This window comes from Cupriavidus sp. D39 (assembly GCF_026627925.1).
Lineage (GTDB): Bacteria > Pseudomonadota > Gammaproteobacteria > Burkholderiales > Burkholderiaceae > Cupriavidus > Cupriavidus ulmosensis.
Genome location: NZ_JAPNLE010000009.1, coordinates 193,272 through 214,159 on the forward strand (window position 1 = coordinate 193,272; position 20,888 = coordinate 214,159).

15 protein-coding genes and 7 pseudogenes are annotated in these 20,888 nt (G+C 65.8%); 9 read left to right on the forward strand and 13 right to left on the reverse strand.

Annotated features, from left to right (window positions below; translation table 11 throughout):
• The 3 genes and pseudogenes from OMK73_RS12430 to OMK73_RS12435 all read left to right on the forward strand — a co-directional run bounded on the left by OMK73_RS12430 (window position 1) and on the right by OMK73_RS12435 (window position 3,317).
• On the forward strand, window positions 1-861 hold the full coding sequence (locus OMK73_RS12430; protein ID WP_267602335.1) for an SDR family NAD(P)-dependent oxidoreductase: 861 nt from the start codon (window positions 1-3) through the stop codon (window positions 859-861).
• Between the two features lie 81 nt (window positions 862-942).
• Window positions 943-1,017: pseudogene (locus OMK73_RS39125) on the forward strand (hypothetical protein); the annotation flags it as partial.
• The gene (locus OMK73_RS12435) at window positions 1,017-3,317 is read left to right on the forward strand and encodes a DNA polymerase II (RefSeq protein WP_420715647.1); all 2,301 of its coding nucleotides are present in this window, start codon (window positions 1,017-1,019) and stop codon (window positions 3,315-3,317) included. The pseudogene OMK73_RS39125 and the gene OMK73_RS12435, both read left to right, overlap by 1 nt.
• 6 nt (window positions 3,318-3,323) lie before the next feature.
• Here OMK73_RS12435 and OMK73_RS12440 read toward each other — a convergent pair.
• The 9 genes and pseudogenes from OMK73_RS12440 to OMK73_RS12480 all read right to left on the reverse strand — a co-directional run bounded on the left by OMK73_RS12440 (window position 3,324) and on the right by OMK73_RS12480 (window position 12,179).
• Window positions 3,324-4,716 (reverse strand): annotated as a pseudogene (locus OMK73_RS12440) (MATE family efflux transporter).
• A gap of 76 nt (window positions 4,717-4,792) precedes the next feature.
• The gene (locus OMK73_RS12445) at window positions 4,793-5,866 is read right to left on the reverse strand and encodes a porin (RefSeq protein ID WP_267602336.1); all 1,074 of its coding nucleotides are present in this window, start codon (window positions 5,864-5,866) and stop codon (window positions 4,793-4,795) included.
• Window positions 5,867-5,878: 12 nt separating this feature from the next.
• Window positions 5,879-6,193: a hypothetical protein gene (locus OMK73_RS12450; RefSeq protein WP_267602337.1), complete on the reverse strand. Its 315-nt coding sequence runs from the start codon at window positions 6,191-6,193 to the stop codon at window positions 5,879-5,881.
• Complete coding sequence (locus tag OMK73_RS12455; RefSeq protein WP_267602338.1) at window positions 6,190-6,588, reverse strand: orotate phosphoribosyltransferase; 399 nt, start codon at window positions 6,586-6,588, stop codon at window positions 6,190-6,192. The genes OMK73_RS12450 and OMK73_RS12455 overlap by 4 nt, the downstream gene beginning before the upstream one ends.
• Before the next feature lie 99 nt (window positions 6,589-6,687).
• Window positions 6,688-7,727, reverse strand: a pseudogene (pyrC, locus tag OMK73_RS12460) (dihydroorotase).
• A gap of 24 nt (window positions 7,728-7,751) precedes the next feature.
• On the reverse strand, window positions 7,752-9,005 hold the full coding sequence (locus OMK73_RS12465; RefSeq protein WP_267602339.1) for a hydantoinase/carbamoylase family amidase: 1,254 nt from the start codon (window positions 9,003-9,005) through the stop codon (window positions 7,752-7,754).
• 71 nt (window positions 9,006-9,076) lie between these two features.
• Window positions 9,077-10,027, reverse strand: a complete 951-nt coding sequence (locus OMK73_RS12470; protein ID WP_267602340.1) for a dihydroorotate dehydrogenase — start codon at window positions 10,025-10,027, stop codon at window positions 9,077-9,079.
• Window positions 10,020-10,868, reverse strand: a complete 849-nt coding sequence (locus OMK73_RS12475) for a dihydroorotate dehydrogenase electron transfer subunit (RefSeq protein ID WP_267602341.1) — start codon at window positions 10,866-10,868, stop codon at window positions 10,020-10,022. The genes OMK73_RS12470 and OMK73_RS12475 overlap by 8 nt, the downstream gene beginning before the upstream one ends.
• A 51-nt stretch (window positions 10,869-10,919) precedes the next feature.
• Window positions 10,920-12,179 (reverse strand): MFS transporter, encoded by a 1,260-nt coding sequence (locus OMK73_RS12480; RefSeq protein WP_267602342.1) that lies wholly within the window; start codon window positions 12,177-12,179, stop codon window positions 10,920-10,922.
• Window positions 12,180-12,623: 444 nt separating this feature from the next.
• Here OMK73_RS12480 and OMK73_RS12485 point away from each other — a divergent pair, with 444 nt between their 5' ends.
• The gene (locus OMK73_RS12485; RefSeq protein WP_267602343.1) at window positions 12,624-13,322 is read left to right on the forward strand and encodes a TetR/AcrR family transcriptional regulator; all 699 of its coding nucleotides are present in this window, start codon (window positions 12,624-12,626) and stop codon (window positions 13,320-13,322) included.
• A 241-nt stretch (window positions 13,323-13,563) separates the two neighbouring features.
• On the opposite strand, the pseudogene OMK73_RS12490 reads toward OMK73_RS12485, so the two are convergent.
• Window positions 13,564-14,662, reverse strand: a pseudogene (locus tag OMK73_RS12490) (IS5 family transposase).
• 755 nt (window positions 14,663-15,417) lie between these two features.
• Here OMK73_RS12490 and OMK73_RS12495 point away from each other — a divergent pair.
• Window positions 15,418-15,684, forward strand: a pseudogene (locus OMK73_RS12495) (aminotransferase); the annotation flags it as partial.
• 98 nt (window positions 15,685-15,782) lie between these two features.
• Here OMK73_RS12495 and OMK73_RS12500 read toward each other — a convergent pair.
• Together OMK73_RS12500 and OMK73_RS12505 are read right to left on the reverse strand one after the other, a co-directional pair.
• A complete protein-coding gene (locus OMK73_RS12500; protein WP_267602344.1) occupies window positions 15,783-17,204 on the reverse strand; it encodes a carotenoid oxygenase family protein in 1,422 nt (473 codons plus the stop codon).
• Between the two features lie 83 nt (window positions 17,205-17,287).
• Complete coding sequence (locus tag OMK73_RS12505) at window positions 17,288-18,673, reverse strand: AMP-binding protein (RefSeq protein WP_420715524.1); 1,386 nt, start codon at window positions 18,671-18,673, stop codon at window positions 17,288-17,290.
• Window positions 18,674-19,445: 772 nt separating this feature from the next.
• Between OMK73_RS12505 and OMK73_RS12510 the strand changes: the two genes are divergently transcribed.
• Both OMK73_RS12510 and OMK73_RS12515 read left to right on the forward strand, forming a co-directional pair.
• Window positions 19,446-19,727, forward strand: coding sequence for a type II toxin-antitoxin system RelE/ParE family toxin (locus tag OMK73_RS12510; RefSeq protein WP_267602345.1), 282 nt, complete (start codon window positions 19,446-19,448; stop codon window positions 19,725-19,727).
• A 14-nt stretch (window positions 19,728-19,741) separates the two neighbouring features.
• Window positions 19,742-20,080, forward strand: a pseudogene (locus OMK73_RS12515) (HigA family addiction module antitoxin); the annotation flags it as partial.
• A gap of 48 nt (window positions 20,081-20,128) precedes the next feature.
• On the opposite strand, the pseudogene OMK73_RS12520 reads toward OMK73_RS12515, so the two are convergent.
• Window positions 20,129-20,269, reverse strand: a pseudogene (locus tag OMK73_RS12520) (helix-turn-helix transcriptional regulator); the annotation flags it as partial.
• 50 nt (window positions 20,270-20,319) lie between these two features.
• On the opposite strand from OMK73_RS12520, the gene OMK73_RS12525 reads away from it, so the two are divergent.
• Window positions 20,320-20,547: a UTRA domain-containing protein gene (locus OMK73_RS12525; RefSeq protein WP_420715525.1), complete on the forward strand. Its 228-nt coding sequence runs from the start codon at window positions 20,320-20,322 to the stop codon at window positions 20,545-20,547.
• 90 nt (window positions 20,548-20,637) lie between these two features.
• Complete coding sequence (locus OMK73_RS12530) at window positions 20,638-20,850, forward strand: hypothetical protein (protein ID WP_420715526.1); 213 nt, start codon at window positions 20,638-20,640, stop codon at window positions 20,848-20,850.
• Window positions 20,851-20,888 lie beyond the last annotated feature (38 nt).

Genomic DNA, 20,888 nt, shown 5'->3' on the forward strand with positions numbered 1-20,888 from the left:
ATGACGGACACATCGAACACATCCAACGTGGGCGAAAGCACGGCGAGCGCTGTACGCCCGCCCGCGCTGCCACTCGATCTTTCGGGCCGCACGGTTTTTGTCGCCGGCGCGGGCTCGGCGGGCCCGGGCTGGAGCATCGGCCGCGCGGCTAGCGTGACCTACGCGCGCCTGGGCGCGCAGGTCTGCGTGGTGGATCGGGACGCGGCATCGGCGCAGGAAACCACGGCGCTGATCCGGGCCGAAGGCGGCATCGCCGAGACCTTCACGGGCGACGTGTCGGTGGAGGCCGATGTGGTGCGGCTCTTTGCCGCGGCGCGCGAGCGCTTCGGCATGGTGGACGTGCTGCATCACAACGTAGGCATCGGCAAGACCGGCGGCCCGATGGAGACCACCGCGGACGACCTGGACCGCATCCACGCCGTCAACGTGCGCAGCCTGCTGCTGGCCAGCCAGCAGGTGCTGCCCGACATGGTGGCGCGCGGGCGCGGTGCCATCATCGCCATCTCGTCGGTGGCCGGCATGCGCTACGTGGGATACCCGCACCTGGCCTACAGCGTGACCAAGGCCGCCGTGGCGCACTTCACGCGCATGCTGGCGCAGCAATACGCGCCGCATGGCGTGCGCGCCAACACCGTGGTGCCGGGGCTGATCGACACGCCGCGCATCGCCACCACGGTGGCGTTCTCCGGCACCAGCCTGGACGAGGCGCGGCAGGCACGCGCCGCGCAAGTCCCCATGGGCCGCATGGGCAGCGCGTGGGATGTGGCGCACGCCTGCGCGTTCCTGGCGTCGGACGCGGCGGCCTATGTTACCGGCACCGAACTGGTGGTGGATGGCGGCATCACGGGCAAGTTTGTGTAACGCGCAAACCGGCCTGAGCGGGGCTTGATTGGCCAAGGACCAGTAAAATAGCCGGCTAAGGTGGGTTTTCAAAGGCGGCAGGTGGCTCAACGACAACAGGGTTTTCTTCTGACTCGACACTGGCGGGATACGGCTGCCGGCACGGAGGTCGAGTTCTGGCTGGCAACCGACAGCGGCCCGCAGCACCTGCGCCTGGCGCATCAGCCCTCCGTGGCCTTCATCCCGTCCGAGCAGCGCGAAGCCGCCGAGGCGGTCTTGCGCGGCGAGCGCAATGTGGAGTTGCGCGAACTCCCTTGGCCGATTTCCATCGCCGCCCGGTGCTGGGCCTCTACTGCCAGCACTATCGCCAACTCTCCAAGCTGGAAAAGCTGCTGAAGGAAGCCGGCGTCAGCGTCTATGAGGCCGACATCCGCCCGCCTGAACGCTACCTGATGGAGCGCTTCATCACCGCCCCTGTCTGGTTTGCCGGCGAGCCCAACGCGGCTGACGAAAAGGGTCCCCTCCTCAACTGCCAGATGAAGCCGGGCCCAGCGTATCGGCCGCGGCTGAAACTGGTCTCGCTGGATATCGAGACCACCGCCCACGGCGACCTGTACTCCATCGCGCTGGAAGGCTGCGGCCAGCGCCAGGTGTATATGCTCGGCCCGCCGAATGGCGACGACAGCCCGCTCGACTTCGACCTGGAGTACTGCGCCAGCCACCCGCTGATGCTGCAAAAGCTGAACCAATGGCTGGCGCAGCACGATCCCGATGCCATCATCGGCTGGAACGTGGTGCAGTTCGATCTGCGCGTGCTGCAGAAGCACGCGGATCGCTATCAGGTCCCGCTGCTATTCGGCCGGGGCGGCAATGTGCTGGAGTGGCGCGAGCACGGCTTCAAGGAGAACCATTTCTTTGCCTCCGCCGCCGGCCGCCTGATCATCGACGGGATCGAGGCGCTGCGGTCCGCTACCTGGAATTTCCCGTCCTTCAGCCTGGAGAGCGTGGCGCAGGCCCTGCTCGGCGAGGGCAAGTCCATCGACAACCCGTATCAGCGGATGGCGGAGATCGACCGCCGCTTCGCGGAGGATAAACCGGCCCTGGCCCGCTATAACCTCAAGGACTGCGAACTGGTCACCCGGATCTTTGCCAAGACCGAGTTGCTGACCTTCCTGCTGGAGCGGGCCGCCGTCACGGGCTTGCCAGCGGACCGCAGCGGCGGCAGCGTGGCTGCGTTTTCGCACCTGTACATGCCGTTGATGCATCGGCAGGGCTACGTGGCGCCGAACCTGGGCGAGGTGCCGGAGGGGGCCAGCCCGGGTGGCTTTGTCATGGATTCGCAGCCCGGGCTGTACGATTCGGTGCTGGTGCTGGACTACAAGAGCCTGTACCCATCCATCATCCGTACCTTCCTGATCGATCCGCTCGGGCTGGTGGAGGGACTGCGGGATCCGTCCGACGAGAGCTCGGTGCCGGGTTTTCGCGGCGCGCGCTTCTCGCGCACCCGGCATTGCCTGCCGGCCATCGTCGAGCAGATCTGGCAAGGCCGGGAAGCCGCCAAGCGCGAGGGGAACAAGCCCTTGTCGCAGGCCCTGAAGATCATCATGAATGCGTTCTATGGCGTGCTCGGGTCCAGCGTCTGCCGCTTTTTCGACCCCCGCCTGGCGTCGTCGATCACCATGCGCGGCCACGAGATCATGCACCGCACGCGCGAGCTGATCGAGGCGCAGGGCTACCAGGTCATCTATGGCGATACCGACTCCACTTTCGTCTGGCTGAAGCGGCCGCACGCCGAAGCGGACGCCGACAGGATCGGCCGCGCGCTCGTCCAGCACGTGAACCAGTGGTGGCAGCAGCATCTGCAGCAGCAGTACGGGCTGGAGAGCGCGCTGGAGCTGCAGTACGAGACCCACTACCGCCGCTTCCTGATGCCCACCGTGCGCGGCGCCGAGCAGGGCAGCAAGAAGCGCTACGCGGGGCTGGTCGCCAAGGCGGATGGCAGCGAGGAGATGGTCTACAAGGGCCTGGAAACGGTGCGCACCGACTGGACACCGCTCGCCCAGCAGTTCCAGCAGGAGCTCTACCAGCGCGTGTTCAAGAAGCAGCCGTACCGGGAGTACGTGCAGGACTATGTCCGCCGCACCATGAACGGTGAGTTCGACGCGCAGCTGGTCTACCGCAAACGCCTGCGCCGGACACTCGAAGACTATCAGCGCAACGTGCCGCCGCACGTGCGCGCGGCACGCATTGCCGATGAGTTCAACCGCAAGGAAGGCCGTCCGCTGCAGTACCAGAACGGCGGCTGGATCAGCTATGTGATGACCGTGGCTGGCCCGGAGCCGCTGGAAACCCGGCGCTCGCCCATCGACTATGACCACTATCTCACGCGCCAGCTGCAGCCGGTGGCCGACGCCATCCTGCCCTTCCTGGACGATGCGTTCGAGACGCTGGTGACTGGGCAGAAAGCCTTGTTCTGACGGGCGTCAGGCCAAGCGGCTGGCCTCGATGTGCGGCAGCACCCGCGCCAGCGTGATGCCGCGCGCGGCCATGAACAGCAGCAGCGCCGCCCATAGGCCATCGTTGCCGAACGGGCCGGCCAGCGCGAGCGCCGCCGCCATGAACGCCGCGAACGACAAGGCCATCGAATGCATCAGTTCGCGCGTGCGGGTGGCGCCGATAAACACGCCATCCAGCAGGAAGCCCCACACGGAGACCAGCGGCAGCGCAACGGCCCACGGCAGGTAGCGCACGGCCGCGTCGTGGACGGCCCGCTGGTCGGTCAGGCAGGCGATGATCCATTCGCCTGCGCTGGCATACACCAGGGAAAAGCACAGTGCGCCCACCGCCGCCCAGATCATCGTGACCCGGACCGCGCGACGGAATGCATGCCGGTCCCGGGTGCCGATGGCGGCGCCCACCAGCGCCTCGGCCGCATGCGCGAAGCCATCGAGCGCGTAGGCCATGAAGGTCTGGAAGTTGAGCAGCAGCGCGTTGGCCGCCAGGATCACGTCACCCTGCTTGGCGCCCGCATGGGCGAACCAGCCGAAGCTGGCCACCAGGCACAGCGTGCGGATGAAGATATCGCGGTGGAGCGCGACCAGCCGCTTGAGTTCGTGCGCGTCGGCAACCACCGCCCAGCGCAGGGAGGCAGCCCGTGGGGGCGCAGCCGCCAAAGCAGGGCGGCGCCCAGCACGAAGCCGCACGCATCGGCGGTGGCGGTAGCGGCGCCGATCCCCGCGATGCCCCAGTCGAACACGTAGACATAGAGCAGCACCGCGCCAATGTTCACCGCGTTGATGAACAACTGGGTGAGCAGGCCAAGCCGCACGTGCTGGCAGCCCAGCAGGTAGCCCAGCACCACGTAGTTGCACAAGGCAAAGGCGCCGCCCAGATCCGCGCATGGCTGTAGACGCGCGCGTGGTGCTGGAGCGTGTCGCTGCCGCCGATCAGGCCCAGCGCGCCGTGGATCAGCGGCATCTGCACGGCCAGCACGCCGAGCCCAATGACGGTGGCCAGCAGCAGGGCGCGTACCAGCGTGGCGCGCAACGACGCACCGTCCCGGGCGCCGTACGCTTGCGCGACGAGGCCGGTGGTACCCATGCGCAGGAAGCCGAAGCCCCAGAACACAAAGCTGAAGAACAGGCCGCCGGCGGCCACACCGCCCAGGTAGGCCGGATCCGGCAGGTGGCCGGCCACGGCGGTATCGACCGCGCCAAGGATCGGCTGGGTCAGGTTGGCGAGGATGATCGGGAATGCCAGCGCCAGCACGCGGCGATGCCAGCCGGAAGTGGGGAGGGCCGGCGATGTGCTGGAAGCGCTGCTGCTGGCAGGTGAAGCGGGTGGAGCGGGTGGAGCGGGACTATCGGCGTCTGGCACGTTGTGCAGCGGGGGCTGGGTGTGTGGGATCGACCGACATTATGGTCGATCCGCTGCACCGTTGCCTCGCCGGGGATCAGAAGCGATGGCGCACGCCCACGCCGTACGTGTCGGCATGCGACTGCGCGGTCAGCTTGTCGTAGAAGTACGCCGCGTACACGTCCGTGCGCTTGGACAGGTTGTAGTCGTAGGCCAGCGCGGCGGTGTTGCGGCGGAAATCCCCGACGTTGTTGCTAGTCTTGTCATAGGCGTACGAGACCAGCACATTGCCCGCGCCAACCGGCACCGATGCACCCACCTGCCCGTTCCTGTGCTTGATGTCGCCGGCGGCGCTGCTGATATCCGACTTGATGTACTGGGCCTGGGCGAACAGCTTGACCACCTTGAAGTCATAGCTGATGCCGCCCTGGACGGCGTTCTGCTTGTTGAAGCCGGCGAGCGCCGCGGGTGACGTCACGTCACCCGGAGTGGCATTGAACCTGGCCTGCTGGAAGGCCACGGTGGCGCCGAAGGGGCCATTGAAGTAGGTGAGGTTGCCGCCCCATTTGTTCTGGCCGTTGCTGCCGGGCTGCTCGCCGAAGGCGTAGATCAGGTTCACGGTCAGCCCGCCGAGCGTTGGCGTGGAGTAGACCACGGAGTTGCTCCAGCCCGAGTCGCCGATGATGCCCGGGTCGTAGACCGCGCCGCTCGTTGCGGTCTTGTACGTGTGGTAGATGGACGGCCCGAAGTTGTAGGAGTCCACCAGCGGGTTGAACAGGATCGTGGAGAGGAAGTAGGGCGTGGTGTTGCGCCCCAGCTTGACGGTGCCGTAAGCGTTGCTCTGCAGGCCGACGAAGGCGTTGCGCGTGAACATGCCATCGGTATCGGAGCGCCCCGATTTGCCCACGTCGGCGCGCAGGAACCCGTTGAGGTCGAAGATTGCCTTCAGCCCGTTGCCCAGGTCCTCGGTGCCCTTGATGCCCCAGTACGACGTCTGCATGCCGCCGGCGCCCACCACGTAGGCGCGGTCGCCGCCCGCCGCGCGCGTGCTGCCGACAAACGAGTCGACCTGCCCGTAGAGCGTGACGCTGGATTGCGCCAGCGCGGCGCCGCTGGCGCAGGCTGCGCCCAGGAACGCCAGCGCAAGCGTGGCTTTGGTTGTTTGCTGCATCGTGATCTCCTCTCAGTCGTTGTGGTTTTTGTTAGCGTTGCGTCCCGCTGGCCCCGATGCCGCCGTGGTCTCGCGACCATCTGGCCGGGTCTTCCAGGAAGCGCTGCAGTTCGTCCAGGCTGCGGCTGTCCACGCCGCCGGAGGCACGCGCAGCTTGCAGGATGTCCTGCCAGTTCGCGAGGGCATGCACCTTGGCCTGCCAGGGGCGAGCACGCTTTCGGTGGGGAACGTGCCGTAGTCGAACACCACGAAGATGTCCGTCACCACCGCGCCGGCCGCAGCCAGCGCCTCGCAGAAGATCCGCTTGGAGCGCGCAGCGGCCATCATGTCGTCCACCAGCAGGACGCGGTCGCCGGCGTTGACGACGCCTTCGATCTGCGCGGCCGGGCCCAGCCCTTGGCCTCCTTGCGCACATAGAGCAGCGGGAGCGCCAGGGCGTCGGCCATCCACGCGCCAAACGCGATGCCGCTCGATTCGGCGCCTACCACGGCATCGATGCCGTCGATCCGGTCCTGGTCTTGTAGCAGCGCCAGGCCGCGCTGGATCAGCGCCTTGCGCAGCAGTGCAAACGAGATCAGCCGGCGGCAGTCGATATAGACCGGGCTGGCCCAGCCGGAGGGCAGCCGGAACGGCTCGTCCGTGCGGAACTTCACGCAGCCGGCATCCAGCAGGGCCTGGCCCACCAACGACGACAGGTCCAGTTGAGTGCGTAGTTGAGACATACAGTGCTCCAGTGCTTGTGCTTGTGCTTGTGCTTGTGCTTGTGCTTGTGCTTCGCCACGACGCGTATCAGCAGCGCGGCGAGGGGGCCATGCGCCGGCTCAAGCCAGCTTCCAGCCAAGTTCTTCGCCCGCAAGGAAGGGGTGGATTGCCTTGCCGTCCGGCAGCGGGATCGATTCGGCCACGCGGTGGCGTTCCCGCCGCAGCGTGACCGTGCCCTCGTTCAGCGGCAGGCCATAGAAGCGGCTGCCGTTCTCGCTGGCGAAGGCAGCAAACCGGTCCAGCGCGCCTTCTTCGTCAAAGACCGTGAGATAGGCCTCGAGCGCGTTTGGCGCGCTGAAGATGCCGGCGCAGCCGCAGGCCGCTTCCTTGGCCGTGCGATCGTGCGGCGCGGAGTCCGTGCCCAGGAAAAACGCGGGCGAGCCGGAGGTGGCGGCGCGGCGCAATGCCAGCCGGTGCCGCTCGCGCTTGAGCACGGGCAGGCAGTAGAAATGCGGCCGGATGCCGCCGGTGAACATGGCATTGCGGTTGAACATCAGATGCTGCGGCGTGATCGTGGCGGCAAGACGGCCGCTGGTGTCCCGGCCGACAAAGTCCGCCGCCTGCTCGGTGGTGATGTGCTCCAGCACCACCTTGAGCCGTGGGAAGCGTGCCAGCAGCGGCTTGAGCGTCTGCTCGATGAACGTGGCTTCGCGATCGAAGACGTCCACGGCCGGATCGGTGCTCTCGCCGTGGATCAGCAGCGGCATGCCGATTTCCTGCATGGCTTCGAGCACGGCGGCCACCTTGTCGGGCGCGGTCACGCCGTACTCGGAATGCGTGGTGGCGCCGGCCGGGTAGAGCTTCACGGCCGTGAACACCCCTCGCTGAACCCGCGCCGCACTTCGTCGGGCGGCGTTGCATCGCAGAGGTAGCAGGCCATCAGCGGGACAAAGCGCGCACCTGGCGGCAGCGCCGCGAGTATCCGCTCCCGGTAGGCGTGCGCCGCGTCGACGGTGGTGACGGGCGGCTTGAGATTCGGCATGACGATGGCGCGCGCAAACTGCCGCGCCGTGTGGGGCAGGACGGCGCGCAGCGTATCGCCGTCGCGCAGGTGCAGGTGCCAGTCGTCCGGCCGGGGCAGGGTGAGGCTTTGCGTCATGGTGGTGTCTCCTGTCGGCGCGGCTCAGAGGCTGGCGATGGTGTCGTCCAGCACCTGCACGCCAAGCAGGAAATCGTCGATGTCCATCGCTTCATCCGGGTTGTGCGAGCCGTGCTCGTTGCGCACGAACAGCATGCCGGTGGGGATGCCGGCGTTGGCAAACAGCGATGCATCGTGGCCGGCGCCGCTCGGTACCTGCTCAACCGGGAGGTCCCGTTGCCGGCATGCCTGCGCCAGCAGCTCGCAGAGCCTGCCGTCCATGGTGGCCGGGGCCGACTCGATGCGACGGTCGAACTCGAACCGCACGCCGCGGTCGCGGGAGATCGCCTTGCATTCCGTGCGCAGCAGCTGATAGAAGCCTTCCAGCGTCTCCACGCTCTTGCTGCGCGCCTCGAAGCTGAAGTTCACCATGCCGGGGATGCGCGAGATCGAGTGTTCCTCCGGGCTGGTGCTGACCACGCCGGTGGTGACGACCAGATCGATGCCGCGCTCCAGCAGCACGCGCCAGTGCTCATCCAGCCGCGTGATCAGGTCGGCCACGGCAAACATGGCGTCCTTGCGCAGCCACCTTGGCACCGCGCCGGAGTGGCCGGCCTCGCCGATGCAGCGGATCCGGTTGTGGCGCACATTGCCGCGGATGCCGGGCACCACCGCGACCGGCAAGCCGCGCGCGACCATCACCGGGCCTTGCTCTATATGCAACTCCAGGTAAGCGTGCACCTGCGCCTTGTCGAGCAGCAGCGCCTGCGCGCGGATCGCCTCGACATCGGCGCCGGCTGCCGCCATGCAGGCCGCCAGCGATTCGCCGGTATGCCGATGCGGCAGTGCCAGGTCGTCAGCCGAGAGCTTGCCCATCAGGGCGCCCGAGCCCATGTACGCCTTGCCGAACCAGGCGCTTTCCTCGCCCCGGAAGCCGACCACCTGCAGCGGCACGCGCGAGCGCTGGCCGCTGCGCTGTTGCCGGAGCTGGCACAGCAGGCCGGCGACGATCCCCGCCAGGCCGTCGAAGTTGCCGCCTTGCGGGACGGAGTCCAGGTGGGAGCCCACCCACGTGGCCGGCGCGCCAGCGTCGGCTTGCGGCAGGCGGAAGACGAAGTTGGCGGCGCGGTCGGCCTGCGCTTCAAGGCCGTTGCCCAGCGCGAAGTCCCGCAGGTAGCCGGCCGCGGCCGTCTCGCCGGCGCCGTAGCTGGCGCGGGTCACGCCAACGCCATCTGACGACAGTTCGCGTATGTCCTTGAAGAGCTGCTCGGCGACCGGCTTGAGTTCCAGAATTTCCATGACACGTTTGTTGATCGTTGCAGTGACGCGCCGGCGGCAGGCGCCGGCGCGAGCGGCTTTGCGTGTGGCGCTCAGCCGGATTGCTGCGCAAAGCGCAGCCAGCGGTCGCTTAAGTGCGGGTCGAGCCGGACCTGGCCCACCAGCTCGCGCAGCGCTTCGGTGCCGGTCTCCTGGCAATAGTCCTGCAGCCCGTCGATGATCTTCTGCATGACGCCGGGATCGCGGAAGGACGCCGTGCCAACCTGGACCGCGGCGGCGCCGGCGAGCATGAACTCGACGGCATCCTCGGCGTTCTGGATCCCGCCGCAGCCGATGATGGGAATGCGCACGGCGCGATAGCACTGGTGCACCAGCCGCAGGGCAATCGGCTTGATGGCCGGGCCGGACAGGCCGCCCATGACATTGCCCAGCTTGGGCTTGCGGGTGCGCACATCGATGGCCATGCCCAGCACGGTGTTGCCCATGACGATGGCGTCCGCGCCCGCGTCTTCCGCCGCGCGCGCCACCGCCGCAATGTTGCTGGCGTTGGGCGTGAGCTTGACCCAGAAGGGGTGGCGCGTACGCCGGCGGATGGCGCTGACCGCCTTGTAGGTGGTCTCGGGCAGCATGGCAAAGGCCATGCCGTCGGCTTCCAGGTTGGGGCAGGAGATATTGGCCTCGATCGCGGCAACCTCGGGCAGGGACATCTGCTCGCACGCCAGGGCGAACTCCTGCGCGGTATCGGCGGAGATCGAGACCACCACGGGCGTGTCGTAGCGGGTGTACGGCGGCAGCACGCATTCGCGGTAGTAGTCGAGCCCCTTGCTCGGGATGCCGATGGAATTGAGCATGCCGCTATAGGTCTCGGCTACCCGCGGCGTGGGGTTGCCGGCCCGGGACCTGGGGGAGACGCTCTTGATCACCAGCGCGCCAAGCCGGTTGAGGTCCAGCGCTTCGCGATACTCGATGGCGAAGCAGCCGGAGGCGGGCATGACTGGGTTGCGCAGCGTCAAGTCGCCAACCCGAACGGATAGATCAGCCAAACTCCACCTCCCCGACCACTTCGCGAATGGAAAACACGGGGCCTTCCCGGCAGACCCGCAGGAATTGCTTGTCGCCGTCGCAATCGAACAGCCGCACGCAAGACAGGCACACGCCCATGCCGCAGGCCATGCGCTGCTCCATGGCGACTTCGCCCACCACCTCGGGATAATCGGCCAGCACGCGCTGCAGCAGCATCAGCAGGCGGTGCGAGCCACAGGTGTAGACCGCATCCGGCCGCTGCTGCCCGATCAGGCTGCGCATCAGCACTTCCACGGCGTCCACGGATGAGGAGCCATCGGCATCGAACACGCTATGCACTTGCGCGTTGGCCCCGCGCAGGAACTCCTGCTCCATCAGGTCCTCGCGGGTGCGGGCCGACATCACCGCGGTGATGGCCACGCCGGCATCGGCTGCCTGCTGGATCAGCGGTGCCATGGTGGCCAGGCCCACGCCGCGCGCCACCACCAGGATCCGCTTGAAATCCGGCCTGAAGGTAAAGGTGTTGCCCAGCGGGCCCACGATTTCCATGTGGCCATCGACAGGCAGGCTGGCCATGGCCCGCGTGCCGACGCCGGTCACGTTGTAGAGGAACTCGATGCGGCCATCTTCCGGCCCCGCGCCATAGACGCTCATGGGGCGCAGCAGGAACGGCTGTTCCGTTTCGGTGGCGGGGCAGCGGAGCTGGTAGAACTGCCCGGGCTTCGTGATGCGGGCAATCGGCGCATCCGCTTCCAGGCGGATGTGCCTGTAGCGCCGGTTGACCCACGAATGTTCGACTACGCGGCAGCGATGGGACGCCACCGTGGCGGCGCCGTCCGGGCCGCACAAGGTTGCAGACATGATGACTCCTGATAAATGCGAGGCGAGGCGGGGCGATGCAATGCGGGGCGCTTATTCCAGCTCGACGCCCTTGAGCTCGGGGATGAGGAAGATCGTGGCGATCATGTCCAGCACGTAGATGCTGGCCAGCAGGGCAATGGCCACCTGGAAGGAGTAGCTGGCGGCCAGCGCGCCGACCACGATGGGCCCGAAGCCGCCCACGCCACGCCCGATGTTGAACAGGACGTTCTGCGCGGTAGCGCGCGCCGCCGTGGGATAGGCTTCCGAGATCAGCGCGCCGTAGCCGCCGATCATGCCGTTGACGAACATGCCCATGACCGCGCCGGCCCAGAGCATGGTGACGGGGTCCGACATCCGCGAATACGCAATCACCATCGCCACCGCGCCGGCCTGGAAGATCAGGAAGCTGGGCTTGCGGCCGATGCGGTCGGCCAACTGGCCGAAGACATAGACGCCGATCATCATCCCGACGATGGTGACCGAGGTCCACATGGCGGACTTGGTCAGTGAGAAACCCAGGGCTTTGGACAGATAGGTGGGCAGCCAGATCATGATGCCGTAGTAGCCAAAGTTCTGGACCGAGCACAGGATCACGATGCCGAGGCTGGTCCGCGTGGTGCGGCCATCGGCAACCAGCAGCTTGAACGCATTCGCTTTCTTCTTGTCCTGGGTTTCGGCATGGCGCACGAACACTTCCGGCTCATGCAGTTTGTTGCGCACGAACCAGGCCACCAGCGCCGGCACCACGCCCAGCAGGAACATGCCGCGCCAGCCGATATGCGGCAGCAGCAGCGGCGTCAGCAAAGACGCCAGCAGCACGCCGCTTTGCCAGCCGAGCGCCACGTACGAAGACACCCGCGCGCGTTTGCTGGCGGGCCAGGCCTCCGCGGCCAGCGCCATGCCGATGCCGAACTCGCCGCCCAGGCCGATGCCGGCGATGGTGCGGTAGGCCAGCAAATCCCAGAACCCCTGCGCGAACGCGCACAGGCCGGTGAAGACCGCAAACAGCACGATGGTCCAGGTGAGCACCCGCACCCGCCCGTAACGGTCGCTCAACGCGCCGAAGACAATGCCGCCGGCAACTGCCCCGATCAGCGTCCACGTCACCAGCGCGCCGGACTGGCCGGTGCTCAGGGCGAGAGCCACGCTGATGGCCGGCAGCATGAAACCGAGGATGAGCAGGTCGAACCCGTCCATCGCGTAACCGATGGCTGAGCCGGCCAGCGCCTTCCAGGCGTAGGGCGAGGTCCTGTCGGGTTGTAGGGGTGGGGCGTCGGATGTGGGGACCGATACGCGGGCGTTGGCTTCCATGGGGCGTTCCTTCCTCTGTGCCTTTGTTGAGCATGTGCGCTGGTCGGGCGGGCTTGGTCGTCGACGGGTAGCGCCTTTTGATTCACTTGCTATGCGGATTACCGGTGCTGTCAGCTGGCCCGGGTTACGGGACGGCATCGGCAACCTGACTGTTGTCTCAATTTATAGACTGGATGGGCAAAAAATAGCCGGATGGGTCTGGCTGCGAGTAATAACCTGCAAATCGCCTTTGCCATGCGGGTATCGTCTTTTTTTAGACTACGCGTGGGAAATCGCGTTTGCAAGGGATTTTGAGGGGCTAGGGTAACCCCCGATCGAAGCCGGAAGGTGCCTGTCGGCCGTCCGTAGCGGACCTGACGACACAATTGTCTAATTATTGAGAAAACCGTGGGCATTCCTGCCGCGGCCATGCCGCGGCGCAGGCATTTGATAAACTCCGCCCCCATGAAGAAGCCAGCAACAACACGCAGCAACGCCCCGGTAAAGCGTGGCCAGTCCCAAGGCGGAAGCATCAAGCCGGAAGGGCAATGGCACCACGGCGACCTGCGCGCTTCGCTGATCGCATGGGGCACCCACCTGCTCGATACCGAGGGAATCGCCGGCATGAGCATGCGCACGGCCGCCAAGCTGGCTGGCGTCTCGGCGGGCGCGCCGGCGTATCACTTCGGGGACCGGAACGGGCTGCTGGCCGCCATCGCGGCCCAGGCGTTTCGCGACCTGGTGGCGTATCGCCGCCAGCGCGTGGAAAAGACCGATCCCGCCGACGCCGCTGGCCGGCTGCGGGCAGTCATGCTCGGCTATGTGGAGTTTGCGCAGGCCCATCCGGCGCGGTTCCACCTGATGTTCGGGCCGGAGATCGCGGACCGGGAAGCGTATCCCGAGCTGATGGAGGCGGGCGCAGCATCGTTCCAGGTGCTGCGCAGCGCCATCGGGCCCGTACTGCAAGGCCCAAGCGTCGGCGCGCTCAGCGAGGAGCAGCTGGCGTTCTCCGTGTGGGCCGCCACCCACGGCCTGGCCACGCTGACCATCGACCGCCGCCGCGTGCCGATCGCCTCCACGCAGCAGCCCACGGCCGAGCAGCTGGCCGACATCGTCGTGCGGTTCTGCCTGGCGGCGTTGCGTGGATCGACAACGGCGCGTTAGTGTCCCGTTCCGGGGATTCGCTCACAAAAGTCTGCCGAGGTTGGTGAGGATTGAATCGGCGGAAGCAGTGTTAGGGAATGCGGTTGCATTTTTGGTTTGGTTTAGTGGCCCGCTGACGCGGGGGTGTCTCTTGTGGGCGGGGTTTTCATGCTTCTAGCTGCTGTCGCGGCTGTACGGTGTTGCCGTTTTAGAACGTGTGAGATGTCACTTTTCTTTACTCGTAAAGAGGGTGAGGACAAATTCAGGCATTGGTCAATCGGCGTACGAGCAAACGTGCCTGAGATAGCCAGACCCAGGAGGTTGCGCTGGCGATGCTGCGATCGTGATGCATGATCAGGCGGCGCGAGCGCTCGTTCCAGGCATGGGTGCGCTCCACCACCCAGCGCATGGGCAAGGGGGGAACGTTTGATCCAGCGGCCACAGGGACTGCTGTGCATCGTGCCAATGCCCAGCCTTGGGCGGGCGACGCACGATGTGCACGTTCAGGCCGTGAGCTTGCTCGAGGGCGGCGGCACAGCGCCCGGCATACGCCGAGTCGGCAAACAGCCGCTGCAACGTGCCGGCCTTGGCGCAAGCTTGAGCCACCACCGTTGGCGCCGCGTCGCGATCTTGCACGCTAGCGCTGGTAATGCATACCGCCAACAACAGCCCCAGTGTGTCCACCACGATATGTCGCTTGCGCCCTTTGACCTTCTTGCCCGCGTCGTATCCTTGGCCTGCCCCTGCGGCGAGATCCGGGTCGACTGTGAATCGATGATGGCGGTTGTGGGCTGGGCCTCGCGCTGGATGCGCCTGCGCCATTGCTGGCGCAGGCGCTCGTGCAACTGCTCGAACTTGCCTTGCGCGCTCCAACGCAGGAAGGCCTTTTGCACGGCCGGCCAGGGTGGAAAGGACTCGCGCGGCAGCATGCGCCAGGAGCAGCCCGTGCGCAGCACGTAGCAGCACGCATCGACCATGCGGCGCCTCTCGTACACCGCAGGTCGTCCCCGATGTCCCTCTGGCTGTTCGAACAGGTCGGCCGCCAGCGTCCATTCGGCATCGGTCAGGCAACTGGTGTACTTGCCAGGATCGGCCGGCTCCAGGCGATGAGAATCGTTGTAGCCGTAATGCGCGGGCTCACTGGGCTTTGCATAGAGTACAGCGCTGGGTTGCGCAACTCGCTTCAATCCAGCGCGGCGCAGAGCCGCCGCCAGCGTGACTGTGCTGACCTTGGGGCCGCCTTGCTCGGCAAGGCCTTGGGCCAACTCCCTCATCGTCGCGTTCGGATGGCTTCTCACCAGTTCCCGCAACTGCGCGTGATGCTCCTCGTCTATGGCCAAGGGCCTTCCCATCTTCCCCATGACTGCATCTCCATGTTCAGTTTAGGAAGAATAGGTCTTTCTTTGTTTTGTCTCCACCCTCAAAGAAAAGTAACCAAAGAAAGCGATCCTTGCAGGAGGCTGGCGTGGCGTCATTGGGAACCCCAATGGTTTCGTCGTACGGCCCTGGGTTTTAATGGACTCGTGCCGTTACCAGTTTAGATCATCACGACACTGCCAATGCCCAGGGTTTCGTGGTGGCCCCCACCGGTAGCCACCACCACGAATTTCAAGCCGTCTGTCGCTCGCGGCGCGGGCGGCCACGAAGTTGCAGGCGTCCCGTTTTCGTCGTGGGCGCGGTGGCACCGGATTGAAAATCCCAAGAATTTCACCGCCGCGCCCGCCCCACCACGAAACCATCACGGCGTGATATATCGTGATGCTCCGATCCGGTACCGGCAGATGGGCGAATGGGCAGGGATGCTGCTACCGGGGGCCTCACCACGAAACCAGCGTCATTAACAGGATCGTGGCCTTTTAAACCGGTAACGGCACGAGTTAATTAAAACCCGGGGCCGTACGACGAAATCATTGGGGTTCCCAATGACGCCACGCCAGCCTCCTGCAAGGATCGCTCTTTTGGTTACTTTTCTTTACGAGTAAAGAAAAGTGACATCTCACACGTTCTAAATCGGCCAACACCGTACAGCCGCGACAGCAGCTAGAAGCGCTAAAACATCGCCCACTCATGCTATTCTGCATCAGCAGCTAGAAGCATCAAAACCCCACCCACAAGAGACACCCTGGCCAGCCGCGACCTGATCCTGGCCATCGGCTTCGATCACCTGGGCCACACGCAAGCCGTGCGGGAATATGAGAAGCGCGGCGTGATCGTGTACGAGCGGGTGGCGTCCAGCCTCTACTCGAAACGGATGCTGGATTCATTCGGGCTGGACGGCGCGGTGCGGGTGTCGCCGCTGCACTGCAATTCGGCGGGAGATATCGACCAGTTCCTGCGAGTCACGCAGGAACTGGCAGAAACCTGGAACAGGCGTGCCGCGTAAGCCGGTGAGGATGACTTCCGGTCCCAAGGTGATGGCCCGCAGCCTTCTGCGTGATAGCGGCCAGGACATCATCCGCGCCGGCGGCATGGCATCATGCCTCAGCCGGCGGGGCGCCAGTTGCCATGAAAGCCGGCGGGCACGCGATGCGACAGGTGTACCAGCGCCACCGGCCCTGCCGCCAGCGCCTGCGCGTTGAAGATCGCCATATCGCTGCGGTTCTCCGCGGCGCGCCAGATCACGGACAGTAGCCAGCCATCGCCCTCGTCGGCATCGGCCCGGCGCGGGACAAACACGGGCTCTCCGCACTTGTCGCCGGCAGGCGGCTGGTATTGCGCGACCTGCCCGGTGGCCAGGTCGATATGCGCCAGGCCGCTGCGCAGGCTGTCGCCCTTGGTGGAGGCGGAGATGTCCCCGCTGCAGTAATAGCCGTGCCGGTAGGGCAGCATGGCAAAGCGCTCGTCCAGCCGGGGAAACTCGCCCGGCGTATCGCACAGCGGCTGCTCGCGGTATGAGCCGGATTTTCCGGCCAGGTCGAAGGTCCAGCGGACCAGGCTGGCCACGGGCGCGCCGTTGGAGAGCTGGCGTCCGTCCGGCCCGGGGAAGAGCGGTGGCACATCGTATTTCATCATGTCGCAGACGATGCTGCCGTCCGGCGCGTCGAAGGCGTTCATCGGATGGAAGACGTAGCACGGATCGCCGGTGAACCAGCGCACATCCGCCGCCGTGCCGTCGCGCGGCAGGATGCCGATGTGCGTGCCCTTGTCCGGCTCCCACGCATACGGCGGCTGGCCGCTGGTGGCGCGCTCCATCGACCCGGTCAGCGGGAAGATCGGAAACAAGATGTGGGTGCGCGTCACCACGAAGTCATGGACCATGCTCGGGAAGGGCGCGACGATATGCACGGAGCGCTGCAGCTTGCCTGCGCTGTCGGCCACGTGCAGCATCAGGTCCGGCGTGAACGGGCCGCGGGCCGCATAGCCGAAGAACACCATCTCGCCATTGACCGGATCGATCTTGGGATGCGCGGTCATGGGCCCGGACAGCTTCTCGTCGAAGGTCTGGTAGCCGCGCGGCGCCAGCGACACCGGATCCACCTCAAACGGCGCATGCACCTCTTCCAGCGCCAACAGGCGCCCGCCATGCCAGACCACATTGGTGTTGGCCACGGTGGAGTTCAGCTCGAGCAGTTTCGGGTCCGTCAGGTGCCGGCTTGCCAGCGAGCCCGACATGCCTTCCCCGTTCTCGTTCTCCATGACCCATTTCGGCGTGCGGATCCAGCGGTTGCGGTAGGACACGCGGCCGCCGTCGAAATGAAATGCGTGCAACATGCCATCGCCCGAGAACCAATGGTATTTGCCGCGCGGCGCGAACTGTGGATTCGGGCCGTTGCGGTAATACGTGCCGCGCAACCCAGCCGGCACTTCACCCGTCACGGGCAGGTTGGGCGCGTCGCACTCGGCGTGCAGCGGCGCGAAGTAGCCGGACAAATAGGGCTCGTTGGTGGGGAAGGCGATGGCCATGGGTGCTGTCTCCGATCTGTTGGTCTTACCTGCTTGTTATGGTCATGATGCGGGTGGGAACGGCTTAAGTCAGAGGGCAGATGTCAGATGGCGCGCGCCCGGTTCTGCCAGTGCGGCTCGCGCAGCCGGCGTTTGAAGATCTTGCCGGTGTCTTCACGCGGCAGCAACGCGTGGATCTCGACGATGCGCGGCACCTTGTAGTTGGCGATCCGCTCGCGCAGGAACGCTTGCACCTGCGCGCCCTCGATGCTGTGGCCCGGGCAGAGCTGGACCGCGGCGGCCAGGCCTTCGCCGAACTCCGCGTCGGGAATGCCGAAGACCGCGCAGTCCGCGATGCCCGGCATGGTCTGCAGGACCGACTCGATCTCCGCCGGATAAATGTTCACCCCGCCCGAGATGACCATATCGGCCTTGCGGTCGCAGATGTGCAGGAACCCGTCTTCATCCAGGTAGCCCATGTCGCCCAGCGTGATCAGCCCGTCGCGCTCCACGGCCGCGCGGGCTTCGGGCCGGTTGATGTAGGTGAAGTCGGGCAGGGCGCGCTGGCGCACATAGATCAGGCCGATCTCCCGCGCCGGCAACGCATTGCCGTCCTCGTCCAGGATGCGGACCTGCGCATCGGGCAGCGGGCTGCCCGCCGAGCCTGGATGGCGCAGCCAGCTCGCGGCATCGGCGAAGGTGGTGTAGCCCGCTTCGCTCGAGCCATAGGCCTCGGTGATGAGGGGCCCGAACCAGTCGATCATGGCCTGCTTGAGGGGAACGGGGCAGGGCGAGCCGGTCGACGCGACCTGGCGCAGCGCGGACAGGTCATGCCCCGCGCGCGCTTCGGGCGGCAATGCCAGCAGGCGCTGGTACATGGTCGGCACCAGGTAGGCGTGCGTGACCTTGTGGCGCGCGAGCAGTTCCAGCGCGCGCTGCGCGTCGAAGCGCGGCTCCAGCACCAGCGTTGCGCCCAGGTTGCAGAAGTGCGAGAGGTAGGCCATGGCCGCACTGTGGTAGATCGGCGCGGACAGGTAGGCGGTGACGTCCGTGCCGGTGCCGTAGACGATGTCGGTGACCCGCTGCAGCCGCCGCTCCATGGCAGCGCGCTCTTCGGGCGCGCCGGGAATGCGGCGCACGCCCTTGGGCTTGCCGGTGGTGCCGGAGGTATAGGTAATCGCGCCATGCGAGGTGCCGGTGCGCGGCGGCATGGCCGGCAGGCCCGCCCCGAAATCCGCCCAGTGATGCGCCTGCGGGCTGCATGCCGGCGCGCAGGCGCGCGAGACCAGGATGACGCCGACGCCTTCGGGGATGCCCTCGCGCACCTGGTCGAGCAAGTCCGCGTCGACAACCACCGCGCGAGCGCCGCTGTCGGTCAGGATATGGTTGGCTTCGAGCGCCTTGAAGTGCCAGTTGATCGATGCCAGGTACAGGCCAGCCTGGCGGCAGGCCAGCACGAGCGCCACGTACTCCGGACTGTTGCGCAGCATGGCGGCGATGGTGTCGCCCTCCTTGCAGTGCAGATCGTGCAGCCCAGCGAGAATGCGCTGGATCTCCCCTTCATCCAGTCGGCCGAAAACGCTCGCCCGTCAAACCATAGTGCCGGAACCATCGTGTCTCCTGTCGTTGGTCTTTGCGCCTGCCATGCGGCACGATCGATCTTGCTTTAACTATGCAGTGATTAGTTGTGGACTCTAGCAGGCGAATCGTGGCGGTGCAAGGAGGTTTACGAGAGGGGAGGTGCGGCGGGAACGCCACCAGCCGTGTTGGCTAGTGTCTCCTGAGCTGGATGCGCTTCTTGGCGCGTCAGCCGGGTGTTTTGGTATGGGTGATACGGTACTGCGAAGGGGGATTGGGATAACCACCCGCGTTAGGTGGCTTGGGGGAGTTAGAGGGGGCTTTGAGGGGAGTGGTGCTTTTGTCAGCGGCGTTGGCTTTTGGGTGCAAACGCCATCGCCGCTCAAAGAAACAGCGACCAACCCCGCAGGGGGATGTCGTATGGCCTTTGGGTGGGCCTGTACGACATCCCCCTGCGGCTGTCGGTCACAGTTCTTTGCAGCGCCGGCAAAGATGGTTACTGAATACGCGGTGGGACTCCCGATCTCATATGCTGTGACGATTCCCGCGTGTGTCGTCCGCGGGGAGGGAGCCGCGAAGCGTCAGAGTGCCGTTCATGTGGGGGCGATGAACCGCCTGGGCTGGCTTGGTGCAAATCTGTTTAACGCTTGACGTTAAACGTATTGCGTTATAGTATGGAAAAACATGATTCGAACCTTCTCGAACAAAGCGACCGCGGCTGTGTTTGCCAGCAAGTTCGTCAACAGCCTCCCGCACGAGATCCAGCGGGCTGGGTTACGCAGGCTCCGGGCGCTGGATGCCGAGGTGGCGGTTGAAGATCTGCGCGCTCCGCCGTCCAATCGGCTTGAAGCCCTCATGGGCGATCGGAAAGGCCAGTGGAGCATCCGGATCAACGACAAGTGGAGAGTTTGTTTCCACTTCGACAACGGCGATGCCTATGACGTGGAAATTGCCGATTATCACTGACCATCGAGGCCACCATGACTATCAAACGTGAAGACCTGAACAAGGTCGATTTCTCGGATGTGGCGATCGGCGAAGCGATTGAGCCGATCCACCCGGGAGAAATCCTGCGCGAGGACTTTCTCGATCCCTTGAACATGTCCGCGCATGCGCTCGCGATGGCCCTGCACGTACCGGCACCGCGCATCAACGACATCGTGCGCTGCCGCCGTGCCATTTCGGCAGATACCGCGCTGCGCCTGGCGCGGTTCTTCGGAACGACGCCGGAGTTCTGGGCGAACCTGCAAGCGGCTTACGACTTGCGTATTGCCTGGGCTGCCGCAGGCGACGCCATCGCTCGCGAGATTGAACCGCTGGCGGCGTGACGGCAGGCTAGACTGGGCATCCAGTTCCAGTTCCAGTTCCAGTTCCAGTTCCCGAACCCTGGCGACCGCCTCATCCCGGCTAGTCACATCCAGCTTCCTGAAAATGTCCCGAAGATGCCACTTCGCGGTCTCGGGCGAGAGCCCCAACGTCCGCACAATCTTCTTGTTCGGCAGCGTTTGAGGCGCTGATCCGCGCGCTGGTAAAGGAAGACCTTGAAACCAATGACGTCATGCCGGTCCTCGAAAGCCGGCTGGGTTACCGGCTGACACAGGTCGATACCGAGAGTTCAGCAATTCCTGCCGCTGGCGATGTGGCGCGGCGCCTGGGCGTCGCGGACGGGACCCCGCTGCTACGCGTGCGGGCAACCCCGATCGAAATCCGCGGCGACGCGGTCTGTACCTCGGAACTGCTGTTCCGGGGCGACCACTATTCGCACAAGGCGAGGGTGATGCGCTAGCCGGCGCCAGGACCCACGCCACCATCGGCTCGCTGGTCCTCACGCAGAACGCCCACCCGCGCGCGGCGCTGGCAGAGGCGATCATGCGGCTTGTGGAGGAGGGCCTGGCTGCGTCTGCGCGATAATGGCAAGCCGGTGTGGATCCTGGTGCCGTTTACGCCGGACTGGCGCTGGCAGCTCGGGCGCACGGACAGCCCCTGGTATCCGACCGTCAGGCTGTTCCGCCAGCCTGCCAGGGGCGACTGGCGCACGGCCGTGATGGCGGTGAGGGCCGGGCTCCGGGGCTTCCTGGGCACGATCTGATTCTTTGTAAAACGGAGCGAGGGAACATGGGCTATGGA